Source organism: Pseudomonas sp. NFX98, from assembly GCF_047784845.1.
GTDB lineage: Bacteria > Pseudomonadota > Gammaproteobacteria > Pseudomonadales > Pseudomonadaceae > Aquipseudomonas.
The window spans coordinates 291,157-318,155 of record NZ_JBLNNF010000002.1; the positions used below are offsets into that span (position 1 = coordinate 291,157).

At 57.9% G+C, this 26,999-nt stretch carries 22 protein-coding genes; 15 read left to right on the forward strand and 7 right to left on the reverse strand.

Annotation, left to right across the window (positions count from 1 at the left end; genetic code table 11):
* Nucleotides 1–13: 13 nt before the first annotated feature.
* Both ACM110_RS03790 and ACM110_RS03795 read right to left on the reverse strand, forming a co-directional pair.
* On the reverse strand, nt 14–376 hold the full coding sequence (locus tag ACM110_RS03790; protein ID WP_416126631.1) for a DUF6124 family protein: 363 nt from the start codon (nt 374–376) through the stop codon (nt 14–16).
* Nucleotides 377–739: 363 nt separating this feature from the next.
* Nucleotides 740–1,168 carry an NUDIX hydrolase gene (locus ACM110_RS03795; protein WP_416126632.1) on the reverse strand — a complete coding sequence of 143 codons (429 nt, stop codon included), beginning with the start codon at nt 1,166–1,168 and terminating at the stop codon, nt 740–742.
* 619 nt (nt 1,169–1,787) lie between these two features.
* On the opposite strand from ACM110_RS03795, the gene ACM110_RS03800 reads away from it, so the two are divergent.
* The 4 genes from ACM110_RS03800 to ACM110_RS03815 all read left to right on the forward strand — a co-directional run bounded on the left by ACM110_RS03800 (nt 1,788) and on the right by ACM110_RS03815 (nt 8,973).
* Nucleotides 1,788–4,364, forward strand: coding sequence for an EAL domain-containing protein (locus tag ACM110_RS03800; protein ID WP_416126633.1), 2,577 nt, complete (start codon nt 1,788–1,790; stop codon nt 4,362–4,364).
* A gap of 449 nt (nt 4,365–4,813) precedes the next feature.
* Nucleotides 4,814–6,292, forward strand: coding sequence for an APC family permease (locus ACM110_RS03805; protein WP_416126634.1), 1,479 nt, complete (start codon nt 4,814–4,816; stop codon nt 6,290–6,292).
* A 60-nt stretch (nt 6,293–6,352) separates the two neighbouring features.
* Nucleotides 6,353–7,546: an iron-containing alcohol dehydrogenase gene (locus ACM110_RS03810; RefSeq protein WP_416126635.1), complete on the forward strand. Its 1,194-nt coding sequence runs from the start codon at nt 6,353–6,355 to the stop codon at nt 7,544–7,546.
* Nucleotides 7,543–8,973, forward strand: a complete 1,431-nt coding sequence (locus ACM110_RS03815) for an aldehyde dehydrogenase family protein (protein ID WP_416126636.1) — start codon at nt 7,543–7,545, stop codon at nt 8,971–8,973. The genes ACM110_RS03810 and ACM110_RS03815 overlap by 4 nt, the downstream gene beginning before the upstream one ends.
* An 8-nt stretch (nt 8,974–8,981) precedes the next feature.
* Here the strand turns inward: ACM110_RS03815 and ACM110_RS03820 are convergent, their stop codons facing one another.
* A complete protein-coding gene (locus tag ACM110_RS03820) occupies nt 8,982–9,878 on the reverse strand; it encodes a LysR family transcriptional regulator (RefSeq protein WP_416126637.1) in 897 nt (298 codons plus the stop codon).
* Nucleotides 9,879–10,374: 496 nt separating this feature from the next.
* Between ACM110_RS03820 and ACM110_RS03825 the strand changes: the two genes are divergently transcribed.
* A complete protein-coding gene (locus ACM110_RS03825) occupies nt 10,375–14,454 on the forward strand; it encodes an autotransporter outer membrane beta-barrel domain-containing protein (RefSeq protein WP_416126638.1) in 4,080 nt (1,359 codons plus the stop codon).
* A 49-nt stretch (nt 14,455–14,503) separates the two neighbouring features.
* Here the strand turns inward: ACM110_RS03825 and ACM110_RS03830 are convergent, their stop codons facing one another.
* Together ACM110_RS03830 and ACM110_RS03835 are read right to left on the reverse strand one after the other, a co-directional pair.
* Entirely contained in the window at nt 14,504–14,653 is a 150-nt protein-coding gene (locus tag ACM110_RS03830; protein WP_416126639.1) for a hypothetical protein, read from the reverse strand.
* Nucleotides 14,654–14,723: 70 nt separating this feature from the next.
* Nucleotides 14,724–15,863, reverse strand: a complete 1,140-nt coding sequence (locus tag ACM110_RS03835) for a glutathione-independent formaldehyde dehydrogenase (protein WP_416126640.1) — start codon at nt 15,861–15,863, stop codon at nt 14,724–14,726.
* A gap of 339 nt (nt 15,864–16,202) precedes the next feature.
* Between ACM110_RS03835 and ACM110_RS03840 the strand changes: the two genes are divergently transcribed.
* Nucleotides 16,203–16,442: a hypothetical protein gene (locus ACM110_RS03840; RefSeq protein ID WP_338581362.1), complete on the forward strand. Its 240-nt coding sequence runs from the start codon at nt 16,203–16,205 to the stop codon at nt 16,440–16,442.
* Between the two features lie 292 nt (nt 16,443–16,734).
* On the opposite strand, the gene ACM110_RS03845 is transcribed toward ACM110_RS03840, so the two are convergent.
* Nucleotides 16,735–17,187: an Lrp/AsnC family transcriptional regulator gene (locus ACM110_RS03845; RefSeq protein WP_416126641.1), complete on the reverse strand. Its 453-nt coding sequence runs from the start codon at nt 17,185–17,187 to the stop codon at nt 16,735–16,737.
* 180 nt (nt 17,188–17,367) lie between these two features.
* Between ACM110_RS03845 and ACM110_RS03850 the strand changes: the two genes are divergently transcribed.
* Nucleotides 17,368–17,985, forward strand: a complete 618-nt coding sequence (locus ACM110_RS03850) for a LysE family translocator (protein ID WP_416126642.1) — start codon at nt 17,368–17,370, stop codon at nt 17,983–17,985.
* A gap of 97 nt (nt 17,986–18,082) precedes the next feature.
* Complete coding sequence (locus ACM110_RS03855; protein WP_338581374.1) at nt 18,083–18,244, forward strand: DUF2986 domain-containing protein; 162 nt, start codon at nt 18,083–18,085, stop codon at nt 18,242–18,244.
* Between the two features lie 24 nt (nt 18,245–18,268).
* Here the strand turns inward: ACM110_RS03855 and ACM110_RS03860 are convergent, their stop codons facing one another.
* The gene (locus tag ACM110_RS03860) at nt 18,269–18,727 is read right to left on the reverse strand and encodes a winged helix-turn-helix transcriptional regulator (RefSeq protein ID WP_416126766.1); all 459 of its coding nucleotides are present in this window, start codon (nt 18,725–18,727) and stop codon (nt 18,269–18,271) included.
* A 135-nt stretch (nt 18,728–18,862) separates the two neighbouring features.
* Between ACM110_RS03860 and ACM110_RS03865 the strand changes: the two genes are divergently transcribed.
* The 7 genes from ACM110_RS03865 (at nt 18,863) to ACM110_RS03895 (ending at nt 26,945) form a co-directional block, all read left to right on the forward strand.
* A complete protein-coding gene (locus tag ACM110_RS03865; protein WP_416126643.1) occupies nt 18,863–20,131 on the forward strand; it encodes an MFS transporter in 1,269 nt (422 codons plus the stop codon).
* Nucleotides 20,132–20,279: 148 nt separating this feature from the next.
* A complete protein-coding gene (locus ACM110_RS03870; RefSeq protein WP_416126767.1) occupies nt 20,280–20,858 on the forward strand; it encodes a DUF4157 domain-containing protein in 579 nt (192 codons plus the stop codon).
* Between the two features lie 162 nt (nt 20,859–21,020).
* Nucleotides 21,021–22,112 (forward strand): iron-containing alcohol dehydrogenase PsrA, encoded by a 1,092-nt coding sequence (psrA, locus tag ACM110_RS03875; protein WP_416126644.1) that lies wholly within the window; start codon nt 21,021–21,023, stop codon nt 22,110–22,112.
* A 126-nt stretch (nt 22,113–22,238) separates the two neighbouring features.
* Nucleotides 22,239–23,534 (forward strand): MFS transporter, encoded by a 1,296-nt coding sequence (locus tag ACM110_RS03880; RefSeq protein ID WP_416126645.1) that lies wholly within the window; start codon nt 22,239–22,241, stop codon nt 23,532–23,534.
* 33 nt (nt 23,535–23,567) lie between these two features.
* Nucleotides 23,568–24,440 carry a LysR substrate-binding domain-containing protein gene (locus tag ACM110_RS03885; RefSeq protein WP_338581379.1) on the forward strand — a complete coding sequence of 291 codons (873 nt, stop codon included), beginning with the start codon at nt 23,568–23,570 and terminating at the stop codon, nt 24,438–24,440.
* A gap of 86 nt (nt 24,441–24,526) precedes the next feature.
* Nucleotides 24,527–25,354 carry a phosphonoacetaldehyde hydrolase gene (gene phnX, locus ACM110_RS03890; RefSeq protein ID WP_338581381.1) on the forward strand — a complete coding sequence of 276 codons (828 nt, stop codon included), beginning with the start codon at nt 24,527–24,529 and terminating at the stop codon, nt 25,352–25,354.
* 70 nt (nt 25,355–25,424) lie between these two features.
* Nucleotides 25,425–26,945, forward strand: a complete 1,521-nt coding sequence (locus tag ACM110_RS03895; protein ID WP_416126646.1) for an aldehyde dehydrogenase family protein — start codon at nt 25,425–25,427, stop codon at nt 26,943–26,945.
* Nucleotides 26,946–26,999 lie beyond the last annotated feature (54 nt).

The window sequence follows — 26,999 nt, forward strand, 5'->3', positions numbered from 1 at the left end:
TGTGTTTGACGGACTACTCAGGTGGATCAATCTGATCCAGCACCCGGTTCGCGGTTATCTCCGCCAGCATCACACTGTTGGAAATACCCAGCAGCGCATTGCGTGATTCACCGTCCAGGTGATCCACCAACTGATGGACCATCACATCCACTGAGGCCAGGGTCTCGACCAAATAAACGGCCAGGGTTTCGAGCGTCACCTCAGGGTCGACGGTGAAGAGGCTGCTGACGGTGCGCGGTGTGGCTTTGATATCGGCGGTTGAGGGGAAATGAAAGTCGAGGGCGCGTTCGGCGGCTTCGTTGAGTTTTTTGGAATCGGGGCTTTCGTAGGGTGAGGCTGGATCAGAGTCCGGAGGGTTTGGTGTGACTTTGAACATGATTTTCTTTTCCTGTTTGCAGCCACTCCATCGCTGCTAAACGAGGGGTGGCGGCTGTGCGCAGGTTAGCAGACCGGGGAAAAGAAGAAAGCCGGCGCGCCCGAGGGCGCCCTGCGCACAGCCACCATCAAATACAGGCATGGGAATACCTGTCTGACGGACACTCGTGCGGTCTTCTAATGCCACAGGCTGCTAAACCCGGTCACTGGGAATCAGTGACGGGAATCAAGTTACCAATGGCCCCAAAAGCGCACAAGCCGGCGGATTCTGGCGTACCCGTAGGCAACGGCGCAAGGTCTTGTAGCTTGCAGGAAGTATCCTTAAACGCTTTTAAACAGCCGCTCTCGGTTCAGATACCGATCTTCAGTTATCAGGTAACCCACCCTTCGACAACGCACTCTTCACGTACAGCAACGCCCGATGAAAAACCGGATGACACTGAGCAAATGGCAAGTCATCGAGGGAAGCCCAGAAAAAGCTGAAGACATGGCCATGGTCGTCTAGCGTGCAGTGCGTCCACTGTTCAGGCAACGGCAAATGCGCTTCACAAAGTTGAAATGACCATACCTGGTCCAAGTGCCCTGCAATCCAATTGCCCATATCGCAGACAACCGTGGCGGCTTCGATGCCGGACTCTTCTCTCAATTCACGTAATGCCGTCTGAGCGGGTGTTTCACCGGACTCGATCGTGCCTTTGACCAATTGAACCCCCGCCTGCGGATAGCGGAACAGCAGAATGCGTGGGACAGGCGTATTCGAAAGAATTATGGGACAGGCTTTGTTGGGTGACATGCGATCTCCTTATCGACGCTGAAGCAAATGGTACTGCCCTGGCCCGCCTCCACGATGGGTCAGCTGCTGTCCTCGTGCAAAGGCAGACACCGGCCACGAGTGGAAAGCTGATCACGCGTCATCGGTAGAGCTAATAGGGTCACATTGCACCCTGCGTCCAACCTCGGGGGCAATCTGATACGGTTTTTTATTGTAAATCTGAGCCTTTTTTTGGCTTTGACCTTTTCTTATAAAGTGCGCCCGACCCACTCATAGAAAGTGATCGTCCGCACGCTATCTCCGGCCCTGTGAATATCGATGACCTCGAGAGCAGGTGCCCAGTTTGAATAGCCGCTTCAAGTACTTTCAGCAAGACACTCCCCGAGCCTCGATTTGATGTTTGCTAAGCACCGCAGTGTCCCGTTTGACTACGGCTCGACGGTTTCACGCCAGACACTCTTAACCCGCGCGGCCTCACCCCTTCGCCCATATCGGCAAGAACAACATCGAGCCTTCCAACCGGGAACGATCTGCCCGTACGATCATTCTAAAAAGCTACTACGCTCTGGTCACTATTGAAAAATTCACCCCACTAGCAAAGTGACAGAGACCTAATCTCAGATTTATCACCTGGAGTGTTATGTCGAAGCCTGACGCATTTATCACTGCCCTCGAAGCCCCATTAAATTCAAGCGTTGCGCTCACCAGAGCCTCATTGTTCAAGTTCGCTGGGTTACTGGGCACCGTATTCATCCTCGCTACGGGCATGCTGGTTTTTGTAGCGAAAAATCTCGATAGCACCGAAGAATCCAGGAGCGCTTTCTACGCCGAAAAAGCTGTTCAGACGCTTGAAAAAAATCTTCGATCCACCATCAAGGATTACTCCTTTTGGGGCGACGCATACAAACATCTGCACAAAACCGTGGATACGGATTGGGCGTTTGCCCGACAGAACCTTGGCCCGACGCTTTATTCCGATTTTGGTTTCACTGGCCTATTCGTAGTAAACGCAGCAGATCGGAGTGTCTACTCGGTCGTAAAAGGTGAGCTGACGACCGTTGAAGCTGCGGGCTGGTTGGGACAACCTTTAGCGCCGGTGCTCGACCAGGCTCGTCGAGGCGCAGACAGTGAGACGCCGGTAACTACTTTCCTCAATGTTCGCGGCGTTCCTACTCTCGTTGCCGCTGCGGCTATAACCCCGGGAGCGGATCCCACTGTCCAATCGGAAAATGGGCCATCGTCGGTACTGCTTTTCGTGGAAACACTGGACAACGTCAAGCTGCAGGCAATCGGAAGTGATTACGGAATCGAAGGATTGCACGTCGCTACACCTGACGAGATCCACAAGGAATCCATCCTGCTGCTAGGCGACAACGGAGCGGCCGGTGGATTGCATTGGGAACCGGCAAAGCCCGGGGTCCGATTGTTGAGTTTTATGCTTCCATTGATTGCCACAGCGGCTCTTCTGGTAGGCCTCATGATATGGGCCATTCTTCGACGTACGACCGCTGCCGCCAAAGCACTTGATTGCAGCTATGCCCATTTGCAAACAAGCCAGGTAGCCCTCGCCGAGAGTGAAGCCCGTTTTCGAGATATCGCGGAAGCAAGCTCCGATTGGATCTGGGAAGTAAATCAGGAATGGCGCTTCACCTACCTCTCTGAAAGATTTGAAAGTGTTACAGGGCTATCTCGAGAGGCCTGGATCGGTGCAAAAATTGATGACCTGCTTCGCATGGAGTTCGGCGCCATATCTCAATGGCTCAGCATCCCGGGTCGCCGTCACAACATCAGCGTGCAATGTTCTTACGTCGATACGAAAGGCACTGCGCGAATTGCACGATTATCGGCACGGGGACTCGTCGACCACGGATTTCGGGGTACGGCGACCGACATAACGGACGAGGTGGAGGCGCGTCGGCGTATTGAATATCTTTCGCAGCATGACGCGCTGACAGGGCTCCCAAACAGGACAAGGTTGCAGGAGTTTCTAGACGGCAAACTCAAAGCTGCGCCTACCCCCGAGCATCCCCTCGTGATGCTTATTTTAGACCTTGATCGATTTAAACCGGTAAACGACCTTCTCGGTCATGCAGCCGGTGATGAGGTGCTCAATGAAGTCTCCCGCCGGCTAGGTGAGTGTGTGCGCAGCGGAGATCTCGTGGCGCGGATTGGCGGCGATGAGTTCGTGTTAATTCTTAATGATGTGAGCTCAGCTGAGGAAGTAGAAACGGCATGCCGGCGGTTGATTGATTCGATTGAAAAACCAGTCACCGTCGAGGATCAAGAGGTTTTTGTCAGCGCCAGCATCGGAATTTCAATGGCACCTAACGATTCATCGCAAGCAACAGAACTCCTCCGATACGCGGACATCGCCTTGTACGAAGCAAAATCCGCTGGTCGAAATACCTGGCGATTTTATGCAAATGAAATGAACACCAAGATCATCGAACGCCGACAGCTCGAAAACGATCTTCGCTATGGAATAAAACACGGTGAGCTGCGTCTCCATTTCCAGCCCCGCTATCGCCTTGCTGACGGCCAGATGGTCGGCGCGGAAGCGCTTGTACGCTGGCAGCATCCTAAACGAGGCCTTATACCCCCCGATCGGTTTATTCCTATCGCTGAAGAGACCGGACTAATCCTTGCGCTGAGTAACTGGGTGCTCACAACCGCTTGCGAACATGCGGCCCGCTGGTCAAAAAATCTGTTTGTTTCAGTCAATCTCTCTCCGACCGAGTTTCAACGCGGCAATTTGGTTGAACGGATAGAGAAGGCAATCACAACAACGGGACTTCAAGCGCAACGCTTGGAATTGGAGGTGACCGAGAGTGTCATGCTTGAAGACGCATTGGTTGCTCTAGAGGTGATGCGAGCGCTGAAGCGGGTAGGTGTACGTCTTTCAATGGACGACTTCGGGACTGGCTATTCTTCGCTCAGTTATCTGCGCTCGTTCCCGTTTGACGGCCTCAAAATAGACCGCAGCTTTGTCAGCCGTCTGGGGGAAAGCGAGGAGGACAGGTCTATCATTCAAGCCATCGTAGGGTTGGGCCGCGCTTTATCTTTGACCGTAACGGCCGAAGGCATCGAGACCGGTCTGCATCTGGACTTGCTCAATGAGGCTTGCTGCGAAGAGGGTCAAGGATATTTCCTGAGTAAACCGTTAAGTAGTGAAGATTTTGAGTTTTTGCTGAATGCCGAACAGGAGTTGGGTAGCTAACGTTGCGTGGGAAAGCTACTCGCGCCAGACGCACAACTACTTTTCGTCCAAGTTCGCTATGGGTCGGTTTCAGCCGGTCGCGACAGGCGGAAATCGGTTAGAAGCGGCCCGTCGAGGCAAGGACCAAACGACCGGGCCCTGCTCCTTTGGGATCACAGCACTTTACCCTCGCAACAATCTCCGGTATCGCACCGCTAACCGCCCCCTTAAAAACATATAAAAATCCAGAACCCAGCCTACAAACATATGAATTTTTATCGATGTTTGGCTGCTTTAAGCTGCGTGCACTCCTCATGAAGGAGCCCGTTTCGTCGGTACGCCTGCGCCAAGGGCGATCCTAAAAACAATCTGTCTGCCGACCAAGGAATTTCTATGTCACCTAGCTTCGCACGCAGCCGTGCCGGTCATTGCGCACCGAACAGCGCTCCCGCTTCTGTTGGAGGTGGGCAATGACCTCCCCGCTTTCCCGGCAAAACGCCGATGAATCGCTGTTGCACAGTCAAGGCTATGCCCAAGAACTGCACCGCGGCCTGTCGCTCTGGTCTTCGTTTTCCGTCGGTTTCGCCACGGTCTCTCCGGTGGTGGGTATTTACTCGGTGATGTCGCTGGGCGCCATGAGTGCCGGGCCTTCCTGGGTCTGGATCGTCCCGCTGTGCCTGGCGTTGCAGTTGCTGGTGGCGCTGGTGTATGCCGAACTGGCTTCGCAGTACCCGCTGGCCGGCGGGTGCTACCAATGGGTCAAGCGTCTGGCGGGCGACCGTTGGGCCTGGTTCACCGGGTTCATGTACCTGGCCTCCGCGCTGGCTTCCCTGACCACCGTGGCCTATCTGGGCGGTTTCTGGTTGTGGTTGTTTTTCACCGGAGAGCCACCCGCCGCGAACGCTCAAGTGTTCAGTGGCGCCGTGCTGTTGTTGCTGGGCCTGGGTGTGAACCTTTTTGGTATCAACCCACTCAAGTACTTCGTGAATGCCGGCATCATCGCCGAGGCCATTGCCTCCATCGGCATTGGCGTGTTGTTGCTGCTGTTTTTCCGTAACCATTCACTCTCGCTGTTGTTCGAAGGCCTGGCCTCTACCCAGGGCTCTGAAGGTTCGTACCTGTCAGGCTTTCTGACGGCCATGGCGGTCGGTGGCTGGGCGTTCCTCGGTTTCGACGCCTGCTCGCAGGTTTCCGAAGAAACTGCCGACGCCCGAACATCGACACCCCGTGCGATCCTGCGCTCGATGATTCTGGTCGGCCTGACCGTGATGCTCACCGCCTTCGCCGTCACCCTGTCGTACACCGATACTGCCGGCATGGTGTCCGGCCAGATCATCGACCCGGTCACCCCAGCTGTTGTCGACGCCTTTGGCGCCTGGTCCGAGCGGCCATTCGTAGGCATCGTGCTGGTGGCATTCATCGCCTGCATCGTCTCGGTCCAGACCTACATCGGTCGTGCCGTGTTCGGCATGGCCCGGGATTCCATGCTGCCAGCCTCGACAGTGCTGCGTCGGGTGGACAAGCGCAAGGTGCCTTTTGCAGCAATGGTGTTCAGCACGCTGTTCGCCAGCTTCGGCCTGGCCTTGGGCTTGAACGCAACTGCCGTCGGCACGCTGATCGCGTTCGGCAGCGGTGGTTTCTTCGTAGTATTTCTGATCGTCGTCACCTGCGCATTGCTCGCTCGCCTGAGCGGCAAATGGAAAGCCGAGCCGGGGACCTTCACCCTTGGGCGCTGGGGCATCGCGGTCAATCTCGCGGCGTTCCTCTGGCTAGTATTTGAAAGCATCAACGTCGCCTGGCCACGGGAGTCGCTCGCACCGCCGGGAGCGCCATGGTTCCAAGTCTGGGCAGTAATCCTGGTTTTCTCGATCCTCGCGGTGCTGGGCCTGATCTACATGTTCCGCGCCAAGCCTTACCTGCGTACCAGCCCACTGCTGCGTACCGAATAACACTCTCGTTTTGTCGTGCGGGGCCCGTCCACCCGAGGCCTCGCTGATCTGGAGTTTCTGATGTCTTCTCTTCACTATTGGAACTACCCCACGGAGATTTTCTGTGGGCCTGGTGCGCTGGATGCATTGGCCGAGCGCTGCAAACTGCATGGCATGAGCAACCCCTTGCTGGTCACCGACCCTGGCATGCTCGCGCTGGAGCCGATGGTGCTGATCAAGGCCCATTTGCAGCAAGCCGACATCAAGTTCGCCGTGTTCAGCGAAATCGCCAGCAACCCGAGCCTGGACGACGTCGCCAGGGGTGTTGCGGCGTTCAAGGCCGGCCAGCACGATTCGCTGATCGCCCTTGGCGGCGGCAGTGCCATGGATGCCGCCAAAGGCATCAGCATGGCAGCCGTCGATGCCCAAGGCGTGGAGCAGTACGAATGGTCCAGCGTCATTGCCCACTTTCCAAGCCTGGCGGACTTCCCGCACCTGAATCTGCCTCGCCTGATCGCCTTGCCGACCACCGCGGGTACAGGTTCCGAACTGGGCCGTGAAGCCGTGCTGACCGACAGCGAACAGAACATCAAGCGCGTGATCAGCCACCCAGAACTGTTGCCGGCCAGCGTCATCCTCGACCCGGTCCTGACCCGCGGCCTGCCGCCTGCGCTGACCGCCGCCACCGGCATGGATGCGCTGACCCACCACATTGAAGCCTTTTGCTCACCGCTGTATCACCCGATGTCCTCCGGTGTCGCGGTGGAAGGCATTCGCCTGATCCAGCAGCACCTATGCAACGCCCATCGCGATGGCGACGACATGGTTGCGCGCGAAGGCATGCTGGTGGCGTCCGCCATGGCTGCCGTGGCCTTTCAGAAAGGCCTGGGTGGTGTGCACGCCCTCGCCCACCCGCTGGGTGCGCGTTATCACAAACATCACGGGCTGTTGAATGCGATCCTGCTGCCCTACGTGCTGGTCGCCAACCGCGAGACCATCAGCACCGATATCGCGCGACTGGCGCGCTACCTGGAATTGAAGCAGCCGGATTTCGACGGATTCCTCAACTGGGTACTGGAGTTGCGGCAACGCCTGGGCATAGCTCATACCCTGCGGGACATCGGCCTCGACGCAGAAGAAGCCGCTTGGGTGGGCGAGCAGGCGCTGGCGGATATTTCCTCTTCGGACACCAACGCCCGCGTACTCAGCGCTGCCGATTACAGCCAGATTTTTCGCAACGCCGTGTATGGCGTCCTGTCGGGAGTCAAGCCATGACCGCCGCCCAGTACATCAACGGCCAGTGGCTGAGCGGCGAAGGCGCCGAGCAGATCAGCGTCTATGACCCGTCCCTCGGCCAGCCCTTTGCCGAACTGAAAACGGCCAGCGCCGCGCAGGTGGATCAGGCCGTCGCCGCTGCCCGCCACGCCCTGCCCGCGTGGCGCAACCTCGGCGCCGACCGGCGTGCCAGTTACCTGAGAGGTTTCGCCTCGCAACTCGAACAGCGCCGCGAGGCATTGATCGCCCTGCAAATGCAGAACAACGGCAAGCCCCGCCATGAGGCCGTCGTCGACATCGACGACGCCGTGGCCACCTTTACCTACTACGCAGGCCTGGCGGAAGGTCTGGCGGAGCAGCCATCAAGGGAAGTAACGCTGGCCGTGCCCGGTTTCACCGCCCATACCCGCCTGGAACCACTGGGGGTGGTCGGCTTGATCGTGCCTTGGAATTTTCCCCTGGTCACCAGCGCCTGGAAAATCGCCCCGGCCTTGGCTGCCGGCTGTACGGTGGTACTCAAGCCCTCGGAAATCACCCCCCTGATCGAACAGACCTACGGCCAGATCGCCGATGTCCTGGGGTTGCCGGCGGGTGTGTTGAACATTGTTTGCGGCAAGGCCGAAACGGGCGCGGCGTTGAGTAACCATGCCGGCATCGACAAGTTGTCGTTCACCGGCAGCAATGCCGTCGGTACCCAGGTCATGCGCAGTGCCGCGGCCCATTGCCGCCCGGTCACCCTGGAGTTGGGTGGCAAGTCGGCCATTGTGGTGTTCGACGATTGCGATCTCGACCAGGCGGTGGAATGGATCGTCGCCGGCATTTGCTGGAACGCCGGGCAAATGTGTTCGGCCACCTCGCGCCTGCTGGTCCAGGACTGCATTGCTGACGCCCTGCTGGAGCGCTTGAAGGTTGCCTTCGAAACGCTGCGCGTGGGTAACCCCTATGACGAAGTCGACATGGGCCCTCTGACCAGTCAGGCGCAATGGTCCAAGGTGGCCGAGTACTTCGTTATTGCCCGGGCCGAAGGACTGCATTGCCTGGCCGGTGGCGAAACCCTGCGCGACCCTGGCTGGTTCGTCAGCCCGACCTTCTACGCCGATGTCCCGCTGAACAGCCGCCTGTGGACCGAGGAAATCTTCGGCCCGGTGCTGTGCAGCCATCGCTTCAGTACAGAGGAAGAAGCACTGGCCCTGGCCAACGACAGCCGTTTCGGTCTGGTGGCCACGGTGATCAGCACCGACCTGGTGCGTGCCGAACGGGTCGCCGCTGCACTGGACGTCGGCCACGTCTGGATCAACTCGATCCAGGCCGTGTTCGTCGAAACGTCCTGGGGTGGAACCAAAGGCAGCGGCATCGGTCGCGAACTTGGGCCCTGGGGCCTGTCAGCCTATCAATCGGTCAAGCACGTAACCCGCTGCCTTGGTTGATTTCGGTTTCACAGCCCGTGTTCGGCCAACAGGTCGGCGATAAAGGCGCGAACGGCTTCGCTTTGCGGGTGCCCCACGTGTGTGATCATGCTGTGCTGTACCTCATAGCGTAACGTCGCTGGCTGCAAGGCGCGCATTTGCCCACTTTGCAGCCAGGGCTGGGCGTAATGCACCGGAAGATACCCCAGATGGGTCCCGGCCAACACGCCATGGGCGACCGCTTCCATGTGGTGCGCCGTGGCTGAAGCGCGATCTGGTGCAATGGGCAGCACCTGGTCGGCGGGCAGGAAGCCATGGCGGATCCAGTCGCTGGCCTTGAGCTGTTCCAAGCTCGGCGCCTCGACACTGAACAGCGGGTGAGCCTGACCGCAGAAAATGCCGATTTCCTCCGCGTACAGCGGCTGGTAATTCAAGGTCGGCAATGGGCGGCTGAAATAGGAAATGGCGACGTCCAGATTCCCATCTATCACCGCCAATTCGAGTTCGGTGGGCGAGTTCACGAAGATGTGCAAGTGCATGTCGTGTTCACGCTGATAAAAACGTGCGATGGCCGCGTCGATTCGAGCTGTTGGCAAGGTCGCGATATTATCTGCCAAGCCCAGGTAAAGCTCCCCCACCAGCCGACCGGCAAGATCCTGCGCTTCATTGCGAAACGCATCAACCGCGCCGAACAATACCGATGAAGCCTTGAGAATCCTCTGGCCTTTTTCGGTCAACCGAAAGCCGCCCTTTCCCCGCTCGCAAATCCGGTACCCCAAGCGTTTTTCCAGGCCGGAAATGTGCGTACTGATGTTCGACTGGCTCATGTTCAATTCGGCCTGGGCAGCCGTGAATCCCCCGCATTTCACCACGATGGAAAAAATACGCAGCAGCCGCAAATCCATGTCCGTAATGTTTCTGAGCACAGCGCTTCTCGACAGATTGGAAAATCTTTCGCACGCGCCATCGGGCACGAACATGAGCAGGGACACACAATGACTTACTGAAACTGTATGTCACCGAAGCATACAGCCACAATAGTATCGAGGAGGCGTTGAGGTACTACAACGTCAGCAATCGGCCAAATTAAGCCGATGCTGACCGGCAGTTATGGGTCGTTTTCAGCCGGACGCGACTAGTCGAAAACGACCAAGGCGGCCACCCAACCATGTATGACGTAACGTTAAGTCCTTAAGAAGGGGCTGTTCCTATTCACGCTATTAGTCTGTTGGATCCGAAATCAGACGAAGCAAGCGGTAAAAGTCACAGATTGGACTAAACCTAACCCTAGGCATATCCCAAGCAGTCTCAAGCGTGTGACCTGTGCGCCATTCAAATCGCGCGTAAATCCTGGGTGAATGGACGCTTCTGAGGGGAATCTCGACGGTGTACTTCGAGGGTTCGCAAAGGGAGTTGATCACAATGGCTCAGCACTTGAATTCAACCGGTTTGTTCATTCAGCCCTCGCAGATAATGAAAATCAGCACCACGTATCCCCACCATTTTCTGACGAAAATCGCCGTGGGTGGCGTCAGCCCTGAATGGCTCCTGCGGCTGCAAATCGCCGCCACGGTAGCACTGTTGGCCGGGATAGATGCGCCCGTTTGGGCCGTTGATTGCCCGTCGCCGGCGGCGGCCAGCAATACGAGTTGCACAGTGCCAGCCGGCACAAGCGTGACCGTCAACACCGCGAACGGCGCCGGCCTGAACGCCAGCGGTGCGCTGGGGCAGATCATCGGGGATGGCATCACGGTCAATCTGGGAGCCGCGACCACCACCGGCGCCATGGCATTGCAAGGCGCCTCCATCAGTTTTAACGCGAGTACCCTCAGCACCACCTCTGTTGGTGCGGCCGCCAATGGCCAGATCGGTTTAGGTGCGTCAGGCGTGGGCAGCAACGTCACGGCCACGGGCACTACGATCGACCTCACACCCAACACCGGTAACACCCTGAATATGCGCGGCGCAGCGGCGGACACCCGCGGCATTCTGGCGCTCACCAACACCGTGGTGGTGGTCACCGGCGGCAATGGCACCGGTAATTACGGTCTGGCCGCGACCGGAGCCGGTAGCCAGATCAACTTCTCGGGCGGTTCGGTCAGTACCAACTCCCGCGGAGCCTTTGGAGCCTTGGCCGAAAACGGTGGTGTGATTAGCTTAGTCAACGGCGCGCAGATCACCGCCGCCGGGGCGCAGGACGTGACCACACTGGCCGGCAGCCATGCGCTTTACGCGACCGGTGCGGGCAGTCAGATCAATGCCACGAACATCGCCGCCAGTACCTCTGGCACCAATGCCTCAGTGGCGCTGGCCAACGCCGGCGGCGCCCTGGTCTTGACCAGTAGCTCATTCACCAACACGGGCGCCAGCAACATCGACAGCACCCCGAATGCCGGTGTGCGGGCCGTCAACGGTGGCAAGATCGTGATGAGCGGCAGCGGCAGCGCAATTACCACCAGTGGCGTGCGCGGTTTCGGGCTTTCCGTGGAGGGCGCAGGCTCCCAAGCCCAGGTCGCAGACACGGCCATACAGTTATCGGGAAGCCGCGCCTTCGGGATTTCCATCAAGGCTGGCGGCACTGCGCAGGTGAACAACAGTAGCGTCGCACTGAACGGCAACACCGGCCCTTTTTCACCGGCGGTGCAGGTAGAAGGGATTGGCTCGACCTTGACGATGACCAACAGCAGCGTCAGCACCACGACCCCCACCGTCGCCGTAGCCGTAACAGCCCGGGATGGCGCCAGCCTCATCATCAGCAACAGCTCGATCACCACGACGGGCCCGAACTCCGCGGCGTTGACTGCCAGCAGCCTGACCGGCACTCCTGGCACGGTGACGGCCAACAACGTGACGATCACTACCAGCGGCGACGATAACGCTATGGGGGCGATCGCCGACCTCAACGGCACAATGACTATTAACGGCGGCACCATCACCACCAGCGGCAATCAGGTCCGGCAGTCGTCCTACGCCCACGGTCTTGGCGCGCGTAACCCCGGCGGCAACCTGACAGCGAACGGTACGGTGGTCCATACCTCGGGGCTTTCGGCCATGGGCGCCTGGTCCGACGATGGCGGTAAGTCGACCCTCAATGACGTCAGGATCACCACTGCAGGTGCGCTGGGCGTGGGGGTATTTGCGATAGCGGAACAGGTCGGCTCTCAATTCAGCGCCAATACCACGACCAACCGAACCACCGTGGAAACCATCGGGCTGAATGCCTACGGCGCACAGGCTCAATCGCGCAATGACCAACCGGTTAATATCGCCACTGTGAACTTGAACGACACTTTGATCACGACCCATGGGGCCGGTGCCTCCGGGCTTCGTGCGGTACTCGAGAGCTACGGTTCAATACCCACCGGTCGTGGCCAAGCCGATGTGGTCGCCAACCGCACCACGGTGCTGACTGAGGGCGTCGGCGCCCATGGAGCCTTTTCCCGCGACAATCCCACTTCGGTGACACTTAACCAGAGTTCGATCCAAACCAACGGGGCGACCGCCCACGGTGCGGTGACGGTCATCGGTGGGCGCATTAGCGGCACCGATACCTCGGTGGTGGCCCGCGGTGCCAACTCAATGGCGCTCTACGCCTTGGGTATACCCGGAGCGGTATCCACGGCCGACTTTACCCGCAGTTCTCTGAATAATAGTAGCGGACCGATTATCGGTGTAGCGGGTGATGCGAGCATCGCGCTGACCGACTCGACCGCGACAGGTGCCAGCGAGTGGCTGCGGGTAGGCACCCTCAACGACTTTCCTTTGCTGGCCGCATCACACCCGCCCCTTACCGGCCCATCCGACTTCCCGGACGAGATCACCGGCGCCCTGCCGCCCTTGCAGTCGCCCCCGGTCACAGCGCCTGCACCTCCTGTAGTCCCGGGACTGGCCACCATCACCCTCTCCGGTTCTACAGTGACGGGTTCAGCCTTCACCGCGCCCGGCAGCGTTTCCAACCTGACGTTGGCCAATAACAGCGTCTGGCGCATGACGGGGGACTCGAATGTGACCAACCTGGTCAACGACCCCAGCCTGATCGACTTCTCGCCGCCGGTGGGCGGTGTGTTCAAGACTCTGACCGTCAACAACTACAGTGGCGATGGCGCCATTGCGCTCAACACCTTCCTGCAGGAGGACGGCTCACCCTCGGACAAATTGGTGATCGACGGCGGTAGCGCGGCGCCACTGGTCACCGGCAACACCGCGCTGCTGATTCGCAACGCCCGGGATGCCAGCGGCGTACTCGGCCAGGGTGCGCTGACCACCGGCAACGGCATCCTCGTGGTGGATACGCAGAACGGCGGTACCACCGCCAGCGATGCCTTTCGCCTGGGCAATCGGGCCATCGCCGGCCCCTACGAGTACAGCCTGCATCGTTCCAGCGTGGATGCCACCAACGGCGAGGCGTGGTATCTGCGCTCCACAGCAGAGCCGGTCCCGTCCGACACCCCAACGCCCCCTAACCCGGTGGTACCGAACTTCCGTCCGGAAACCTCGCTCTATGGCGCCATTCCGGCCATGGCGCTGGTGTACAGCCGTGGCGTAATCGACACCCTGCACGAACGAGTGGCCGAAGAGCGGCGCATGCCCAACGATCCGCTGCCCAGGGAACACGAAGAAACTTACGGGCCGTCGCTTGGCTGGGGTCGGATGATCTTTCGCAATGGCGAACGCGAGAGCGGCCACAACGGCCCGTTTGGCGACTCCCCGGCCTACAACTACGACATGCAGGCGTTCCAGGTCGGCCTGGACCTGTATCGCGGCGAGGACACCGACGGTAGCCACGATCAGGCCGGCGTGTCCCTGGCCATCGGCCACATATCCGGCGGGGTCGATCACTACACCGGCGTCGGTGCCGGGGAAGACGAGCTGCGTGCGTACAGCCTGGGCGCCTACTGGACGCACTTCGGCCCCGACGGCGGCTATGTGGATGGCGTGCTGCAACTGCACCGCTTCGACATCGAGGCAAAACCGGGCGACATCGATGAGCTGGACACCCAGGGTTGGGGTTACACCGCGTCGCTAGAGGGCGGCTATCCGTTCCTGATCGACGAGGGCGATGACCAACACAAGAATGAAAACCTCTACCTCGAACCCCAGGCCCAACTGATCTATTCCCATATCGACCTGGATAACAGCGACGACATCGCCGCCGACGTGCGCTTCAAGGATGTCGACTCGCTGATCGGCCGCCTCGGCGTCCGGGCGTCCAAAGACTGGTTCCGCGAGAACGACAAGGGCGAGACCTTGCGCACCAACGGCTGGCTGCGCCCCAGTGTCTGGCATGAGTTCAAGGGAAAGCCCAAGACCGAGTTTTCCTCGGCCAACGGCTTCGTGCCCTTCGAAGCGGATGTCAGCGGAAGCTGGTGGGAAGCCAACCTTGGCGTGGATTACCAGGCGGACAAGAAGGTAACGTTCTTCATCTCCGCCGGTTATCAGAAGTCGTTTGATGGGGACAGCCATAGCTACGAGGGCATGCTTGGTGTGAAATACGATTTCTGACAAGGCCAGTGTCAGTTTTGGGCCGGCGCCCTTGGTGACACCGTTTGAACTATTTGCTCTCTTCGGCCTTTCCCTCCTGCATTTGAACGGAGGACTTGGTGCCATCGGTGTTGTCCTTGGTGGTGCTCTGTGAATTATCGAAGCAACCGTGCAGCATGAACAAACTGCAAAAGCTCAACCACAGGTAGAATTTTTTCATCATTTATCTCCTGGTCACGTAGCTGGTGAATGGGCCTGATCTTCTGACCAGGCGCATCCACTCATCCGACTCAAGCCGCTGGTTTGAGCACAACTTTTGTCCAGCCATTGTCGCGTGCGTCGAAATGCTTATAGGCTTCAGGCCCTTCAGCGAGTTTCAACCGATGGGAAATGATCTGGGCGGGGTTGGCACGGCCGTGGTGTATGAGCTCTGCCAACCGGCGGTTGTAGGCTTTGACGTTGGCTTGCCCTGTTCGAATCTGCTGCCCCTTGAACCAGAAAGCACCGAAGTCGAAGGCCATCTTGCCTTGCTTTGCGAGGTCATTTTTGGCGCCTGGATCTTCCGGCACAAACACACCGACGACACCAATCCCACCGGTAGCCTTGGTCGATGCGACTAGATTGTTCATGGTCAAGTGATTGGCTTCGTGACCATGACGGTCGCAGCATTGATAACCCACACATTCGCAACCGCGATCAGTCCCCTTGCCGTGAGTCAGATTGAGAATCTGATCCACCGCTTCCTTCTCCAGCGAGTTGATGGGCGTGGCGCCCATCTGAGCAGCCAGTTTCAATCGGTCAGGCTGGTTGTCGACCACCAATACCTGCGACGCACCTTTGATCATCGAAGAGTGAGCGGCCATCAAACCCACCGGCCCCGCACCATAAATGGCAATGCTCTCACCCGGTAAAAGACCGGCCAGCTCAGTGGCGTGCCAACCCGTTGGAAAAATGTCGGAGAGCATGACGTAGTCGTCTTCACGCTCTTGCGCGTCCTCGGGCAGTACCAGGCAATTGAAGTCTGCATATGGCACGCGCAGCAATTCTGCTTGCCCACCTTGGTAGGGCCCCATGTCGGCAAAACCATACGCGGCGCCTGCGGTACCGGGGTTCGCAGTCAGGCAGAAACCCGTCAAACCCTTCTCGCAGTTTTCGCAGAAGCCACAACCGATGTTAAACGGTAGGCAAACGCGGTCGCCCACCTTGACTCGATCAACGCCGACTCCCACCTCGATGACCTCACCGAGATTCTCATGCCCAAATACCCGACCGGTCTCCATCGAGGTGCGGCCTTCGTACATATGCAGGTCTGAACCACAGATGTTGGTCGTGGTAATTCGAACCAGGACGTCTGTGGGTCTTTCAATTTTGGCATCGGTGACATTTTTAACGCTCACGTCACGTGGGCCGTTGTAAACAATGGCTTTCATGTCGTTCTCCCATTAGCAAAACGAAATACATTTTTCGTCTGCTCAGACTTATCTGTCAGGAAGAAATCGTCGTATGTTCAAACAATTGATGTGGGGAGTGACGAGCGGCCAATCGGGAGGTTCTGTCGTCGAAATTACTGAATTTTTTCCAGCGTCAGGCATCAAGCTGATGATCCATCTGGAATGTCGACCCGTCAGACTTATGGGTGCATCACCCAAAACCCATCTCGTCGCATTAAAAAATTTGAACCGCTTTTAGCCGCGCTCGCCTAATGATCAGCTGGTGGATATTCCCACAGGCAATGTGCCTATACCGGCACACTCCGCGAGGTGGTCAACGTGGCAAAAGACGAGAAGAAAAGCAAAGGTGAGTCTTCAAAAGCCAGCAAGGAATTGAAAGACAAAAAATCATCACCGGCAAAGAAATCAGCTGCGGCGTCGTCTCTTTCGAAATCTTCCGATAAGAAAGACAAGAAGAAAGATGCCGAACCAAAGAAATCTGCAAAAAAAGCTGACAGCAAGCCAGAAAAAGCCAAGAAATCAGAGAAGGCAGAAAAGCCCGCGAAAAAGAAAAAGTGACATTTGCTATCTGCTAGGGCTTTGCGCCCTAGCTTCCTCACGTGTTGCCTTAGATGTCGCCGCCGGCAGTAACAGGTTGGTAGCGGCCCTTCGCTACAGGCACCGTTCGGCCATTGGCTGCCATTCGGTTAGAGCAATGTCTTCCCTACGCTGTCGACGGGAAATGCGAAACGGCAAATTCCAATAGGTGCAGTCGCATAGCATGCCCCTCAATCGTGATTCTGGCCGCAAATTTGGCACCGTCAGTGCGTCGTCAGCGCTCTAATCCAATCCCAGGCAACCACCCGCAAACTCACAACGGCAGCGGTCGATCCTGGACAACACGTTTCATAACCAGTGTCGAGGTCAACCGTTGCACATTGGGTAACGTCGAAAGGCTTTCATCGTAGAGCCTTTGAAAGGCAGGCAGATCCTGGGTGATGACGTGCAGCAGGTAGTCCGGCTCCCCAAACAACCTCTGGGCATCGACCACTTGGGGTATCTCAACGAGCGCCGTTTCGAAGGCATCGACGGCTTGCCGGTCACCCTCTCTGAGCGTGGCAAACACCATGGCGGAAAAATTCAGGCCTAGAGCAGCAGGATCAAGCTGCGCGCGATAACCCAGCAATACGCCGGACTCCTCCAGTGCCCGCACTCGTCGATGGCAAGGGGAAAGGCTCAGGCCTACACGCTCGGCAAGCTCAGTGACCGAAAGGCGACCATCCTTTTGCAGCTCGGCAAGAATCTTCCGGTCAGTTCTGTCCACGTAGAAAAATCTCCCAATCTGCACCACAAAGACGACCATCTTTGAAAACTAATTCTAACCCTATTTCATTAATCTTCCTCCAACCATTAACCAGCCGTACTCCTCATTAAAGGGCGGCTTTGATTTGAGGGCCGGAATGATGAATAGAGCAGTGAATGACGTACTGACGCGGGGGACGCCATGACCTTCAGTGTCTTCGTTGCTTTCTGGGCGGTGTCGATGTTGTTCGTCATCACGCCCGGAGCCGATTGGGCCTACGCGATCTCCGCGGGCCTGAGAAATCGCGTCGTGATACCCGCCGTGGGCGGACTGTTGTCCGGTCACTTGATTGCCACGATGGTCGTTGCCGGTGGCGTGGGCACGTTGCTCGCCAACCATCCGGTGGCCATGTCTGTATTGACGGTGGCCGGAGCGACTTATCTGCTTTGGCTGGGCGCCAACATGCTTGCCCGCCCCGCCACACCGCACGCGGATACGGCGCAGGCGTCAGGCTCATGGCAGCGCTGGGCGCTCAAAGGGCTTTGCGTCAGCGGGCTGAATCCGAAAGTGTTCCTGCTGTTCCTGGCGCTCTTGCCGCAATTTGCCGACACCACTGCCCCCTGGCCTGTACCGATACAGATGATTGCACTCGGGCTTGTCCATACAATCAGTTGTGGCGTGATCTACCTGCTGGTCGGATTTGGCTCGCAGGTCGTTCTTCGGGCACGTCCGGCCGCCGCTCAAATGGTCAGTCGATTCTCTGGGGCTACCATGATCATCATCGCTATCACCCTGTTTACCGAACGGATGCTGGGTTGATTCACCTTCAGCGAGACAGACCCTGCACCGCTGACAGAGGTCTCGCTCAAAATTTCAAACTGGTATGATTCGACAACTTACAAACCGGGTAGCAAAAATGAATCGCCGTAAAAAACTCAACCAGATATTGAAGGCTAACGCTAAAAAGGCCAGCGCCAAATTGGCTCCGAAGAACAAGACCAAGTACATCAGTAAAGCTGACCGATTGAAGCTGGAAGCTGAAGCCAGTCAGGAATCGAACACTTCTTCTGAGAGTTGATCCAGGTAGCGCCATGCTGCCGATTCACGACTCGTCGGCAACAACTCTCACTTGGTGGCAGTCAGACGGTCCAAGTTTCTGACCGTTTGAGGAGCGAACATCAATCGGCATGAGAACCTGTCTGGACACGTTGTCCAACAGCACAGAACGCGTCTCCCCCGGCTGGAACAGAAAACGTTCGCCCCACTGCCTCATGCTGACCACAACCGGAAAGATCTCCCGACCTTTGTCCGTAAGCACGTACTCCTTGTAGGCGCTTCCATCTGAAGCTGGTCGGACGTCGAACACACCGACCTCAACCAACGCTTTCAGGCGCAAGGCCAGAATATTCTTGGCCACGCCCAGGCTCTTTTGAAACTCGCTGAATCGGCGAATGTCATCAAACGCGTCGCGGATGATCATCAGCGACCAGCGATCCCCAATCACTTCCAGTGTTCTTGCTACCGGGCATTCGCTGCCATGTGGTGAAGCACCATCGACCATCGTATTTACCTTTTGAATAAGGATTGCCATGCCTGTCGATCAATTTTGATCAATGTGGTTGCAATTTGAAACCTAACCCAGCAACAATTAAATCAGGTTTTTAATTGAAACCACTTTAACGCCATGGAGGCGTTCATGACAGCAGATACCGACTCAGCCACCAAACGCTTGTCCAGACAGCCCTCGGGATTGCCACCTACGGATACGATCGATCGGTCTCCGGGGCTTTCACCGTCGATCACATTATTGTTTTCCGTCACTTGCGCGCTTGCGGTCGCCAACGTCTATTTCGCACAACCGTTACTCGACTCGATGGCCCAGAGCCTGGGTGTGGCCTCACCAATGATCGGGGTTGTGGTGACGGCCACTCAGGTTGGTTACGCGTTAGGGTTACTGTTCATCGTCCCACTCGGTGATTTGGTCAACCGAAAGCGGCTGATTTTGACTCAAGTACTGTTGTCTGCCGTTGCCCTCGCGGCGGTGGGCGCAGCACAACAGTGGCTGGCCCTGCTGGGAGCCATGATCGTGATGGGCTTACTGGCAGTGGTGGTTCAGGTGCTTGTGGCATACGCCGCCGTGCTGGCAACGCCTTCACAACGTGGGCAAGCAGTGGGAACAGTCACCAGCGGAATTGTCCTGGGTATTCTTCTGGCTCGGTTTACCTCTGGGGTGATCGCAGATCTGGCGGGCTGGCGCGCCGTTTATTTTGTGTCCGCAGGATTGATGCTGGCTATCGCGGCGGTGTTCTGGAAAGTGGTTCCTGCCGCAACGACACCACGCAACCAACACGCCTACCCAGCGCTCATCCGGTCGCTGTTCAAGCTGTTCGTGACCGAACCGGTTTTGCGGATCAGGGGTCTGCTGGCCTTGCTGATCTTTGCCGCGTTTTCCGTGTTATGGACAGCCATGGTGCTGCCATTGAGCGCCCCACCGCTGTCGCTTTCACACACTGCCATCGGCCTGTTTGGCCTGGCCGGCGTCGCCGGTGCCCTGGCGGCCAGAAGAGCCGGTCGCTGGGCCGATCAAGGTTTGGGACAACGCGTGACCGGCATTTCGCTGGGATTGCTAACGCTTTCCTGGTTGCTCATTACTTTCGCCGAAACGTCCCTGATCGCGCTGGTTTGCGGAGTGGTTCTGCTCGACTTCGCGGTGCAGGCCGTGCACGTCACCAACCAGAGCCTCATTTTTGCTGCACGACCTGATGCGCAAAGTCGCATGGTCGGCGCCTACATGTGCTTCTACTCAGTCGGTAGCGCGCTGGGGGCAGCGGCCGCGACCCAGGTTTATGCGCTTTGGGGCTGGATGGCGGTGAGCCTGCTGGGCGCCTTGATCAGCGCGACAGCGTTGGTGCTGTGGTTTCTCACGTTACATTGCTCAACGATCCATCAAGGAAGATCAGCATGAAAGTCGGGCAACTGCTACTTGCCATCTCGATTACGGCCATATGGACAAGGGCTCGGGAGCTATAGTGACGTTGTCAGGCAATCTGGGAAATGGCCTGCGGGAGAACCCATTGTCAGCTGTCTTTTTGCGCCAGGTTTTGGCGTTCGCAATGCTGCTTTTTGGCGTCGGCACTTCGTCCGCTGTTCTCGCCTGCCCGGCCGGTCAGTACCAGGTCTGCGTGGTCGCTTGTTTTTGTGCCCCAGGCTCTGAAGACGACATCGGGACGATTTTCGAAAACGTGAACCAAATGGCGGTCACCGGATTGGAAAGCTGGATCGTGCTATCGCGCAACACCGCGGCAACCGGCGATATCCAGACCATCCCGCTGAACATCCGCGCCCAACTCGAACCCTTCTACGACCTTCAAGTGCTCGACTCGGCGCGCTACAAAGTAGGCGATGACGCGGAGCTGAACGCCGCAAACACCATGCTGCAAAACCCCGATATCAATGCAGTCACGCTGATCGACATCATCGTCTTTCGCAACGCCGAAGATGCACTGAACGATGTGGCCCTGTGGGCGCATGAGTTGAAGCATGTGCAGCAATACCAGCAATGGGGCGTCCGCGAATTTGCCACGCGCTATACCCGCGACTACAACGCCGTAGAAGCACCTGCATACGAGATTCAAACCCAGGTAAGCAGAGCGCTGAGAGCCGGTGCCGTGCAGCCGGAGCTTAGTCGATAGCCGGTACATGTGGTTTTGAACCCTGATGTATTTCTAATTAGGCATTCACATTGAATCAAGTATCGGTTCAGCCGATTGATACCTGCGAATTATCGATTTGAGCTGTTGTTGAAGCGCCCCGAGTATGGGGCCACTTCCAACAACAAAAACAAAGGACCCGCCATGATCGCCCGATTCCATAATCCAGTAGATACGCGTTTCGGCTGGGGCAGCCTGCATGAGCTTGCCGACATCACTGAAAACCAGAAAGTCGCCCTTGTGACCTTTCCCGAGGCGCGTGGGCTGGGATTGGTTGATCGCATTCAAGACCTGCTAGGCGACCGCCTGGTGTATGTGATCGAGGATGTCCAGCCTAATCCTGATGTGGCCCAGTTACGCGATACCTATGAACGATTCTGGCAGCAAGCCGGCGAATGCCACGCCGTCGTTGCAGTAGGTGGCGGCAGTGCCATCGATACCGCCAAGGCGTTGATCGTGGGTACCGAATCGGGGCGCTTTGATGAACTGCTCGCGCTATTGGCAACCGGTAAACCCTTCGTCCCGGCGCGCAGCAAAGTACTGATCGCGGCGCCCACCACGGCGGGCACTGGAAGCGAGGTGACGCCTTGGGCGACGATCTGGGACTCGGCCAGCCACAAAAAATACTCGCTGCACCTTGAATGTACCTGGCCGAAGGTGGCCATTGTCGACCCGGAGCTGATGCTCACCGTCCCTGGCGGCGTCACCGTCTCTACAGGGCTGGATGCCTTGTCTCATGCGCTGGAGTCAGTCTGGAACATCAATGCCAACCCGGTTTCAGACACCTTTGCCATATCCGCTATTGCCGACATTCTGGAATGCCTGCCGCTGCTGCGTCGAGACCTCTCCAGCAGGGAACTGCGCTCGCGCATGGCATTGGCCGCCCTCAAGGCCGGGTTGGCGTTTTCCAACACCAAAACCGCCCTGGCCCATTCCATCTCTTACGAGATGACGCTGCACCACGGCCTGCCGCACGGCATCGCTTGCTCCTTTACGTTGCCGCTGGTACTGGGCCTGGCCTGGGGTCACGATGCAGCGCGCGACCGTATCCTTCAACGAATTTTCGGCAACGACCTGGACAAAGCACAGGTTCAGTTACGTGAATTCCTGCATAGCCTGGGCGTGAAAACGGAGTTTTCCGATTATGGCGTAACGGCGGAGCAAGCCGAGCAAATGATTCATTTCGCCATGCAGGGCGCAAGGGGCAAAAACTTTATCGGTTCTCAAGCTGCGTAGACCCTGCCAACACCTAACAAGCACTGTCAGCGGCATGACGAGCCGCGACGATTTCCTGCAGCACTCACAAAAGAGTGCACTCGCCGACGCCAATCGGTGAGAGCGAACAATAATAAGGAAAAGATCATGAATCGTGCCCAAACCATGCCTGCTCTGGCCGTACACACCGCCTCATTTCGAGTCGCTCAATGGCGCATGTTGCTGGCGGCGATGTTTTGTTATTTGTTTTTCTACACCGGTCGGCAAACCTTCGGTTTCGCCATTCCGGGCATCCAGGCCGAATTCGGTTTTACCAAGGAACACCTCGGATGGGCATCGGCAGCCATGCTCTGGGCCTATGCCATCGGCCAGGCCATCAACGGTAACCTTGCCGATAAGTACGGCGGTCGCCGCATCATGACCGCCGGTGCCGTGTTGTCCTGCGCCGCTAACTGGGTGACCAGCTTCGCAGGCAATTTTGCCGCACTGATCCTGCCCTGGGGCATCAATGGTTATTTCCAGGCTTTGGGGTGGGCGCCGGGCAGTCGGCTGATCTCCAACTGGTGGAGCGCCGGCGAGCGCGGCAAGGTGTATGGCTTGTACGTGTTTGCCGCCGGTTGCGCCTCGGTCCTGTCGTACGTGACCTCGATCGTGGTGCTTGAGGTGATGCATCTGGAGTGGCGCTGGATCTTTCGGTTGCCGGTGCTGCTGATGCTGGCGGGCGGGATTATCTTCTATCTCGTGGCGCGGGAACGTCCGCAGGATATGGGCTTCGAGCCACTCGCGGACACCGGAGTAGCTAACGCCGAAGACAAAAATCACGAAGTAGCCCATGGCGAAGTCGAGACCTCCACACAACGCTACAAAGCGGTCCTGAAAAACTTTCGTTTGATCATTGCCGCAGTGTCCCTGGGTTTTCAGAACGCCGCTCGCTATGGCCTGATCGTGTGGGTACCCGTGCACTTTCTGGGTGCCAACTGGAAGAGCGGCGACAGCATGATCGATCCGAAGTGGATCACTGTTGCGCTGCCAGTAGGCATGGCCATCGGCGCGCTGAGTAATGGCTGGATTTCAGACAAACTGTTCGGTTCCAAACGCTACCTGGCGATCATGCTCTACATGGTGCTCGGCGCCGCTACCAGCCTGTGGATGTGGACCCTTGCGCCTCACAGTGCCACGGGGCTTATCGCGTTATTCCTTTGCGGATTCTTTGTTTACGGCCCTGCGTCGAGTTTCTGGGCGCTCTGCCCTGACCTGGTCGGAGCAAAGCGGGCTGGCACGGCGACCGGCGTCATGAACTTTTCGTCCTACCTGTTCGCGGGCCTGGCGGAACCGCTGATCGGCGGTATGCTCGACAGTACCGGCAATACGTCGTTGATCTTCATCGTGGTCACTACCGCTTGCCTTTGCAGCGCAGTGGTCGCGCTGTTCATCAGGCGTTGAGCACAAGGTCGCGGCTCAGGAACAGGATCTTTTATGTATCAGTACCACAAGTGGCTACGTTCTTTTCATGCAGTAGCGAAGACAGGCAGTTTCACCCTCGCCGCCGAGTACCTGAGCGTCGGCCAACCGACGGTGAGTGAACAGGTCAACGCGCTGGAAAAGAAATATTCGGTAGAACTGTTCCACCGTCGCGGCCGCTTTATCGAAATGAGTTCGGCGGGACACAAGCTCTATGCGATCACTCAGGGCCTGTTCGGCCAAGAGGATGAAGCCGTGCAACTTTTACAAAGTTTCAAGCAACGCAAGACCGGTATGTTGCGCTTGGGCGCGGTGTCCCCGCCCATAGCGATGAACCTGACGTATGAACTGATGCAGCGGCACCCGGACATCGAACTGGAGACCTCGTTTTCTCCCGAAAAGGAGACGCTGGACCGGCTCTTCAACTTCGACATTGATGTGGCGATTCTGGCGCTGTCCGAATTCGACCAGCGTTTTGATACACAGCTTTACCGGCGCTATCCGATCATTGCTGTCGTGCGCGATGACCATCCCTGGGCCAGTCAGAAAGAGGTACACGTCGAACAGATCAGCAGTGAACGATGGGTGCTTCGGGAAAAAAGCTCGCGCACGCGTCAGCTGGTGGAGGAAAGCTGCAAGCGCCTCGACGTCGCGCTTAACTGCGTGATGCAGCTGAACAGTCGCGAAGCCATCGTCCATGCCATCGCCAAGGGCATCGGCATTGGCTTTGTCTCCGCCGTCGAGTACGCCGAAACCCCAGGCACAAAACCGATCACGTTTGTAAATCACCCGTTTTCCATCGACTACCACTTGTGCTGCCTCGGTATTCGCAGAAACCGGCCGATGATCGCGGAGTTGTTCGACGCCAGTTCAACGCCTGTTATCTGATTCTGTAACGCACTTTAACAATCGATAAGCCTACTTCTCACAGGTGAGAGGGACGGCCTTCCCCTACCCAAAAGTGGAGATTCAACATGCATTACAAACAACCTGCGCAACTGCAAGCCGTGGTCCTGGACTGGGCAGGCACCGTCGTCGATTTCGGCTCCTTCGCCCCTACGCAAATTTTCGTCGAGGCCTTCGCCGAGTTCGGCGTGGCGGTTTCTCTGGAAGAAGCGCGCGGTCCAATGGGCATGGGTAAGTGGGACCACATCCGCACGTTATGCGACCAGCCACAGATAGCCGAACGTTACCGTGCGGTGTTCGATCGCTTACCGACCGATGAAGACGTCACCGCGCTTTACGAGCGTTTCATGCCACTGCAAATCGAAAAGATCGCGCTGCATTCGGCACTGATTCCTGGCGCCTTGAACGCCATCGATGCGCTGCGCGACCAAGGTTTGAAAATCGGATCCTGTTCGGGTTATCCGGCTGTCGTCATGGAAAAAGTGGTGGAACTGGCGCGCCACAATGGCTACGTCGCCGACCACGTGGTAGCAACCGACGAAGTGCCCAATGGCCGCCCACACCCCGCCCAGGCTCTGGCTAACGTGATCGCCTTGGGCATCAGCGACGTCGCCGCTTGCGTCAAGGTCGACGACACCTGGCCCGGCATCCTCGAAGGCCGCAGCGCCGGTATGTGGACGGTCGCGCTGACGTGCTCCGGCAACGCCCTGGGTTTGACCTACGAACAGTACAAGGCGTTGCCCTCCGACAAGTTGGCGGAAGAACGCGCCCGCATCATCAAGATGTTCGAAGGTTCTCGCCCGCACTACCTGATCGACACCATCGTCGATTTGCCGGCCGTCATCGAAGACATCAATGCGCGCCTGGCACGCGGTGAAACCCCTCAAGGTTCCTGACTACGCCCGGCTAAGTGACAGTGGCCGTCCTCCGGACGGCTACCACCAAAAACAACAAGAGAGACTCGTCATGATCTACGCCCATCCTGGCACCCCCGGCGCCCTCATATCCTTCAAGCACCGCTACGGTAACTACATCGGCGGCGAGTTCGTCGCGCCTGTCAAAGGTCAGTATTTCACCAATACCTCGCCAGTGAATGGCCAACCGATTGCCGAATTCCCCCGTTCCACGGCCGAAGACATCGACAAGGCCCTGGACGCTGCCCACGCCGCTGCCGACGCCTGGGGCGCCACGTCCGCCCAGGCGCGCTCGCTGGTGCTGCTGAAAATCGCCGACCGCATCGAACAGAACCTGGAACTGCTGGCGATCACCGAGTCCTGGGACAACGGTAAAGCCGTGCGTGAAACCCTCAACGCCGACATTCCGCTGGCCGCCGACCACTTCCGCTACTTCGCCGGTTGCATCCGCGCCCAGGAAGGCAGCGCTGCCGAAATCGACGGCAACACCGTGGCCTATCACATCCATGAACCGCTGGGCGTGGTCGGGCAGATCATCCCGTGGAACTTCCCGATCCTGATGGCTGCCTGGAAACTCGCCCCGGCCCTGGCTGCCGGTAACTGCGTGGTGCTCAAGCCTGCCGAGCAGACGCCGCTGGGCATTACCGTTTTGGTCGAGTTGATCGGCGACCTGCTGCCGCCCGGCGTGCTGAACATCGTGCAAGGCTTCGGTAAAGAAGCCGGTGAGGCGCTGGCCACCAGCAAGCGCATCGCCAAAATCGCCTTCACCGGCTCGACCCCGGTCGGCTCGCACATCATGAAATGCGCCGCCGAAAACATCATTCCATCCACCGTGGAGCTGGGTGGCAAGTCGCCGAACATCTTCTTCGAAGACATCATGAAGGCTGAGCCTTCCTTCATCGAAAAAGCCGCCGAAGGCCTGGTGCTGGCGTTCTTCAACCAGGGCGAAGTCTGCACCTGCCCGTCCCGGGCGCTGGTGCAAGAGTCGATCTACGACGAGTTCATGGCCGTCGTAATGAAGAAAGTCCTGCAAATCAAACGTGGCGACCCGCTGGACACCGACACCATGGTCGGCGCGCAGGCGTCCGAACAGCAATTCGACAAGATCCTTTCGTACCTGGAAATCGCCAAGGGCGAAGGCGCCGAGCTGCTGACCGGCGGCAAGGTGGAAAAACTCGAGGGCAACCTGGCGAGCGGATATTACATCCAGCCGACGCTGCTCAAGGGCACCAACAAAATGCGTGTGTTCCAGGAGGAAATCTTTGGCCCGGTGGTGAGCATCACCACCTTCAAGGACGAAGCCGAAGCCCTGGCCATCGCCAACGACACCGAGTTCGGCCTGGGCGCCGGCCTCTGGACCCGCGACATCAACCGCGCCTACCGCATGGGCCGCGCCATCAAGGCCGGTCGTGTCTGGACCAATTGCTACCACCTGTACCCGGCGCATGCCGCGTTCGGCGGCTACAAGAAGTCCGGCGTCGGCCGTGAAACCCACAAGATGATGCTCGATCACTATCAGCAGACCAAAAACCTGCTGGTGAGCTACGACATCAATCCTTTGGGGTTCTTTTAATACCTGGACTGTAGGCGACTGGTCGAAAGCCAGGACGTGCTCTGTATTTGGAAA

Coding starts and splice junctions, on each gene's coding strand:
- ACM110_RS03825 (WP_416126638.1), top strand. CDS start 10,375: ATGGCTCAGCACTTGAATTCAACCGGTTTGTTCATTCAGCCCTCGCAG.
- ACM110_RS03795 (WP_416126632.1), bottom strand. CDS start 1,168: ATGTCACCCAACAAAGCCTGTCCCATAATTCTTTCGAATACGCCTGTC.
- ACM110_RS03830 (WP_416126639.1), bottom strand. CDS start 14,653: ATGAAAAAATTCTACCTGTGGTTGAGCTTTTGCAGTTTGTTCATGCTG.
- ACM110_RS03895 (WP_416126646.1), top strand. CDS start 25,425: ATGATCTACGCCCATCCTGGCACCCCCGGCGCCCTCATATCCTTCAAG.
- ACM110_RS03870 (WP_416126767.1), top strand. CDS start 20,280: ATGCTGCTTTTTGGCGTCGGCACTTCGTCCGCTGTTCTCGCCTGCCCG.
- ACM110_RS03865 (WP_416126643.1), top strand. CDS start 18,863: ATGACAGCAGATACCGACTCAGCCACCAAACGCTTGTCCAGACAGCCC.
- ACM110_RS03790 (WP_416126631.1), bottom strand. CDS start 376: ATGTTCAAAGTCACACCAAACCCTCCGGACTCTGATCCAGCCTCACCC.
- ACM110_RS03855 (WP_338581374.1), top strand. CDS start 18,083: ATGAATCGCCGTAAAAAACTCAACCAGATATTGAAGGCTAACGCTAAA.
- ACM110_RS03880 (WP_416126645.1), top strand. CDS start 22,239: ATGAATCGTGCCCAAACCATGCCTGCTCTGGCCGTACACACCGCCTCA.
- ACM110_RS03810 (WP_416126635.1), top strand. CDS start 6,353: ATGTCTTCTCTTCACTATTGGAACTACCCCACGGAGATTTTCTGTGGG.
- ACM110_RS03860 (WP_416126766.1), bottom strand. CDS start 18,727: ATGGTCGATGGTGCTTCACCACATGGCAGCGAATGCCCGGTAGCAAGA.
- ACM110_RS03800 (WP_416126633.1), top strand. CDS start 1,788: ATGTCGAAGCCTGACGCATTTATCACTGCCCTCGAAGCCCCATTAAAT.
- ACM110_RS03815 (WP_416126636.1), top strand. CDS start 7,543: ATGACCGCCGCCCAGTACATCAACGGCCAGTGGCTGAGCGGCGAAGGC.
- ACM110_RS03835 (WP_416126640.1), bottom strand. CDS start 15,863: ATGAAAGCCATTGTTTACAACGGCCCACGTGACGTGAGCGTTAAAAAT.
- psrA (WP_416126644.1), top strand. CDS start 21,021: ATGATCGCCCGATTCCATAATCCAGTAGATACGCGTTTCGGCTGGGGC.
- ACM110_RS03850 (WP_416126642.1), top strand. CDS start 17,368: ATGACCTTCAGTGTCTTCGTTGCTTTCTGGGCGGTGTCGATGTTGTTC.
- ACM110_RS03885 (WP_338581379.1), top strand. CDS start 23,568: ATGTATCAGTACCACAAGTGGCTACGTTCTTTTCATGCAGTAGCGAAG.
- ACM110_RS03805 (WP_416126634.1), top strand. CDS start 4,814: ATGACCTCCCCGCTTTCCCGGCAAAACGCCGATGAATCGCTGTTGCAC.
- phnX (WP_338581381.1), top strand. CDS start 24,527: ATGCATTACAAACAACCTGCGCAACTGCAAGCCGTGGTCCTGGACTGG.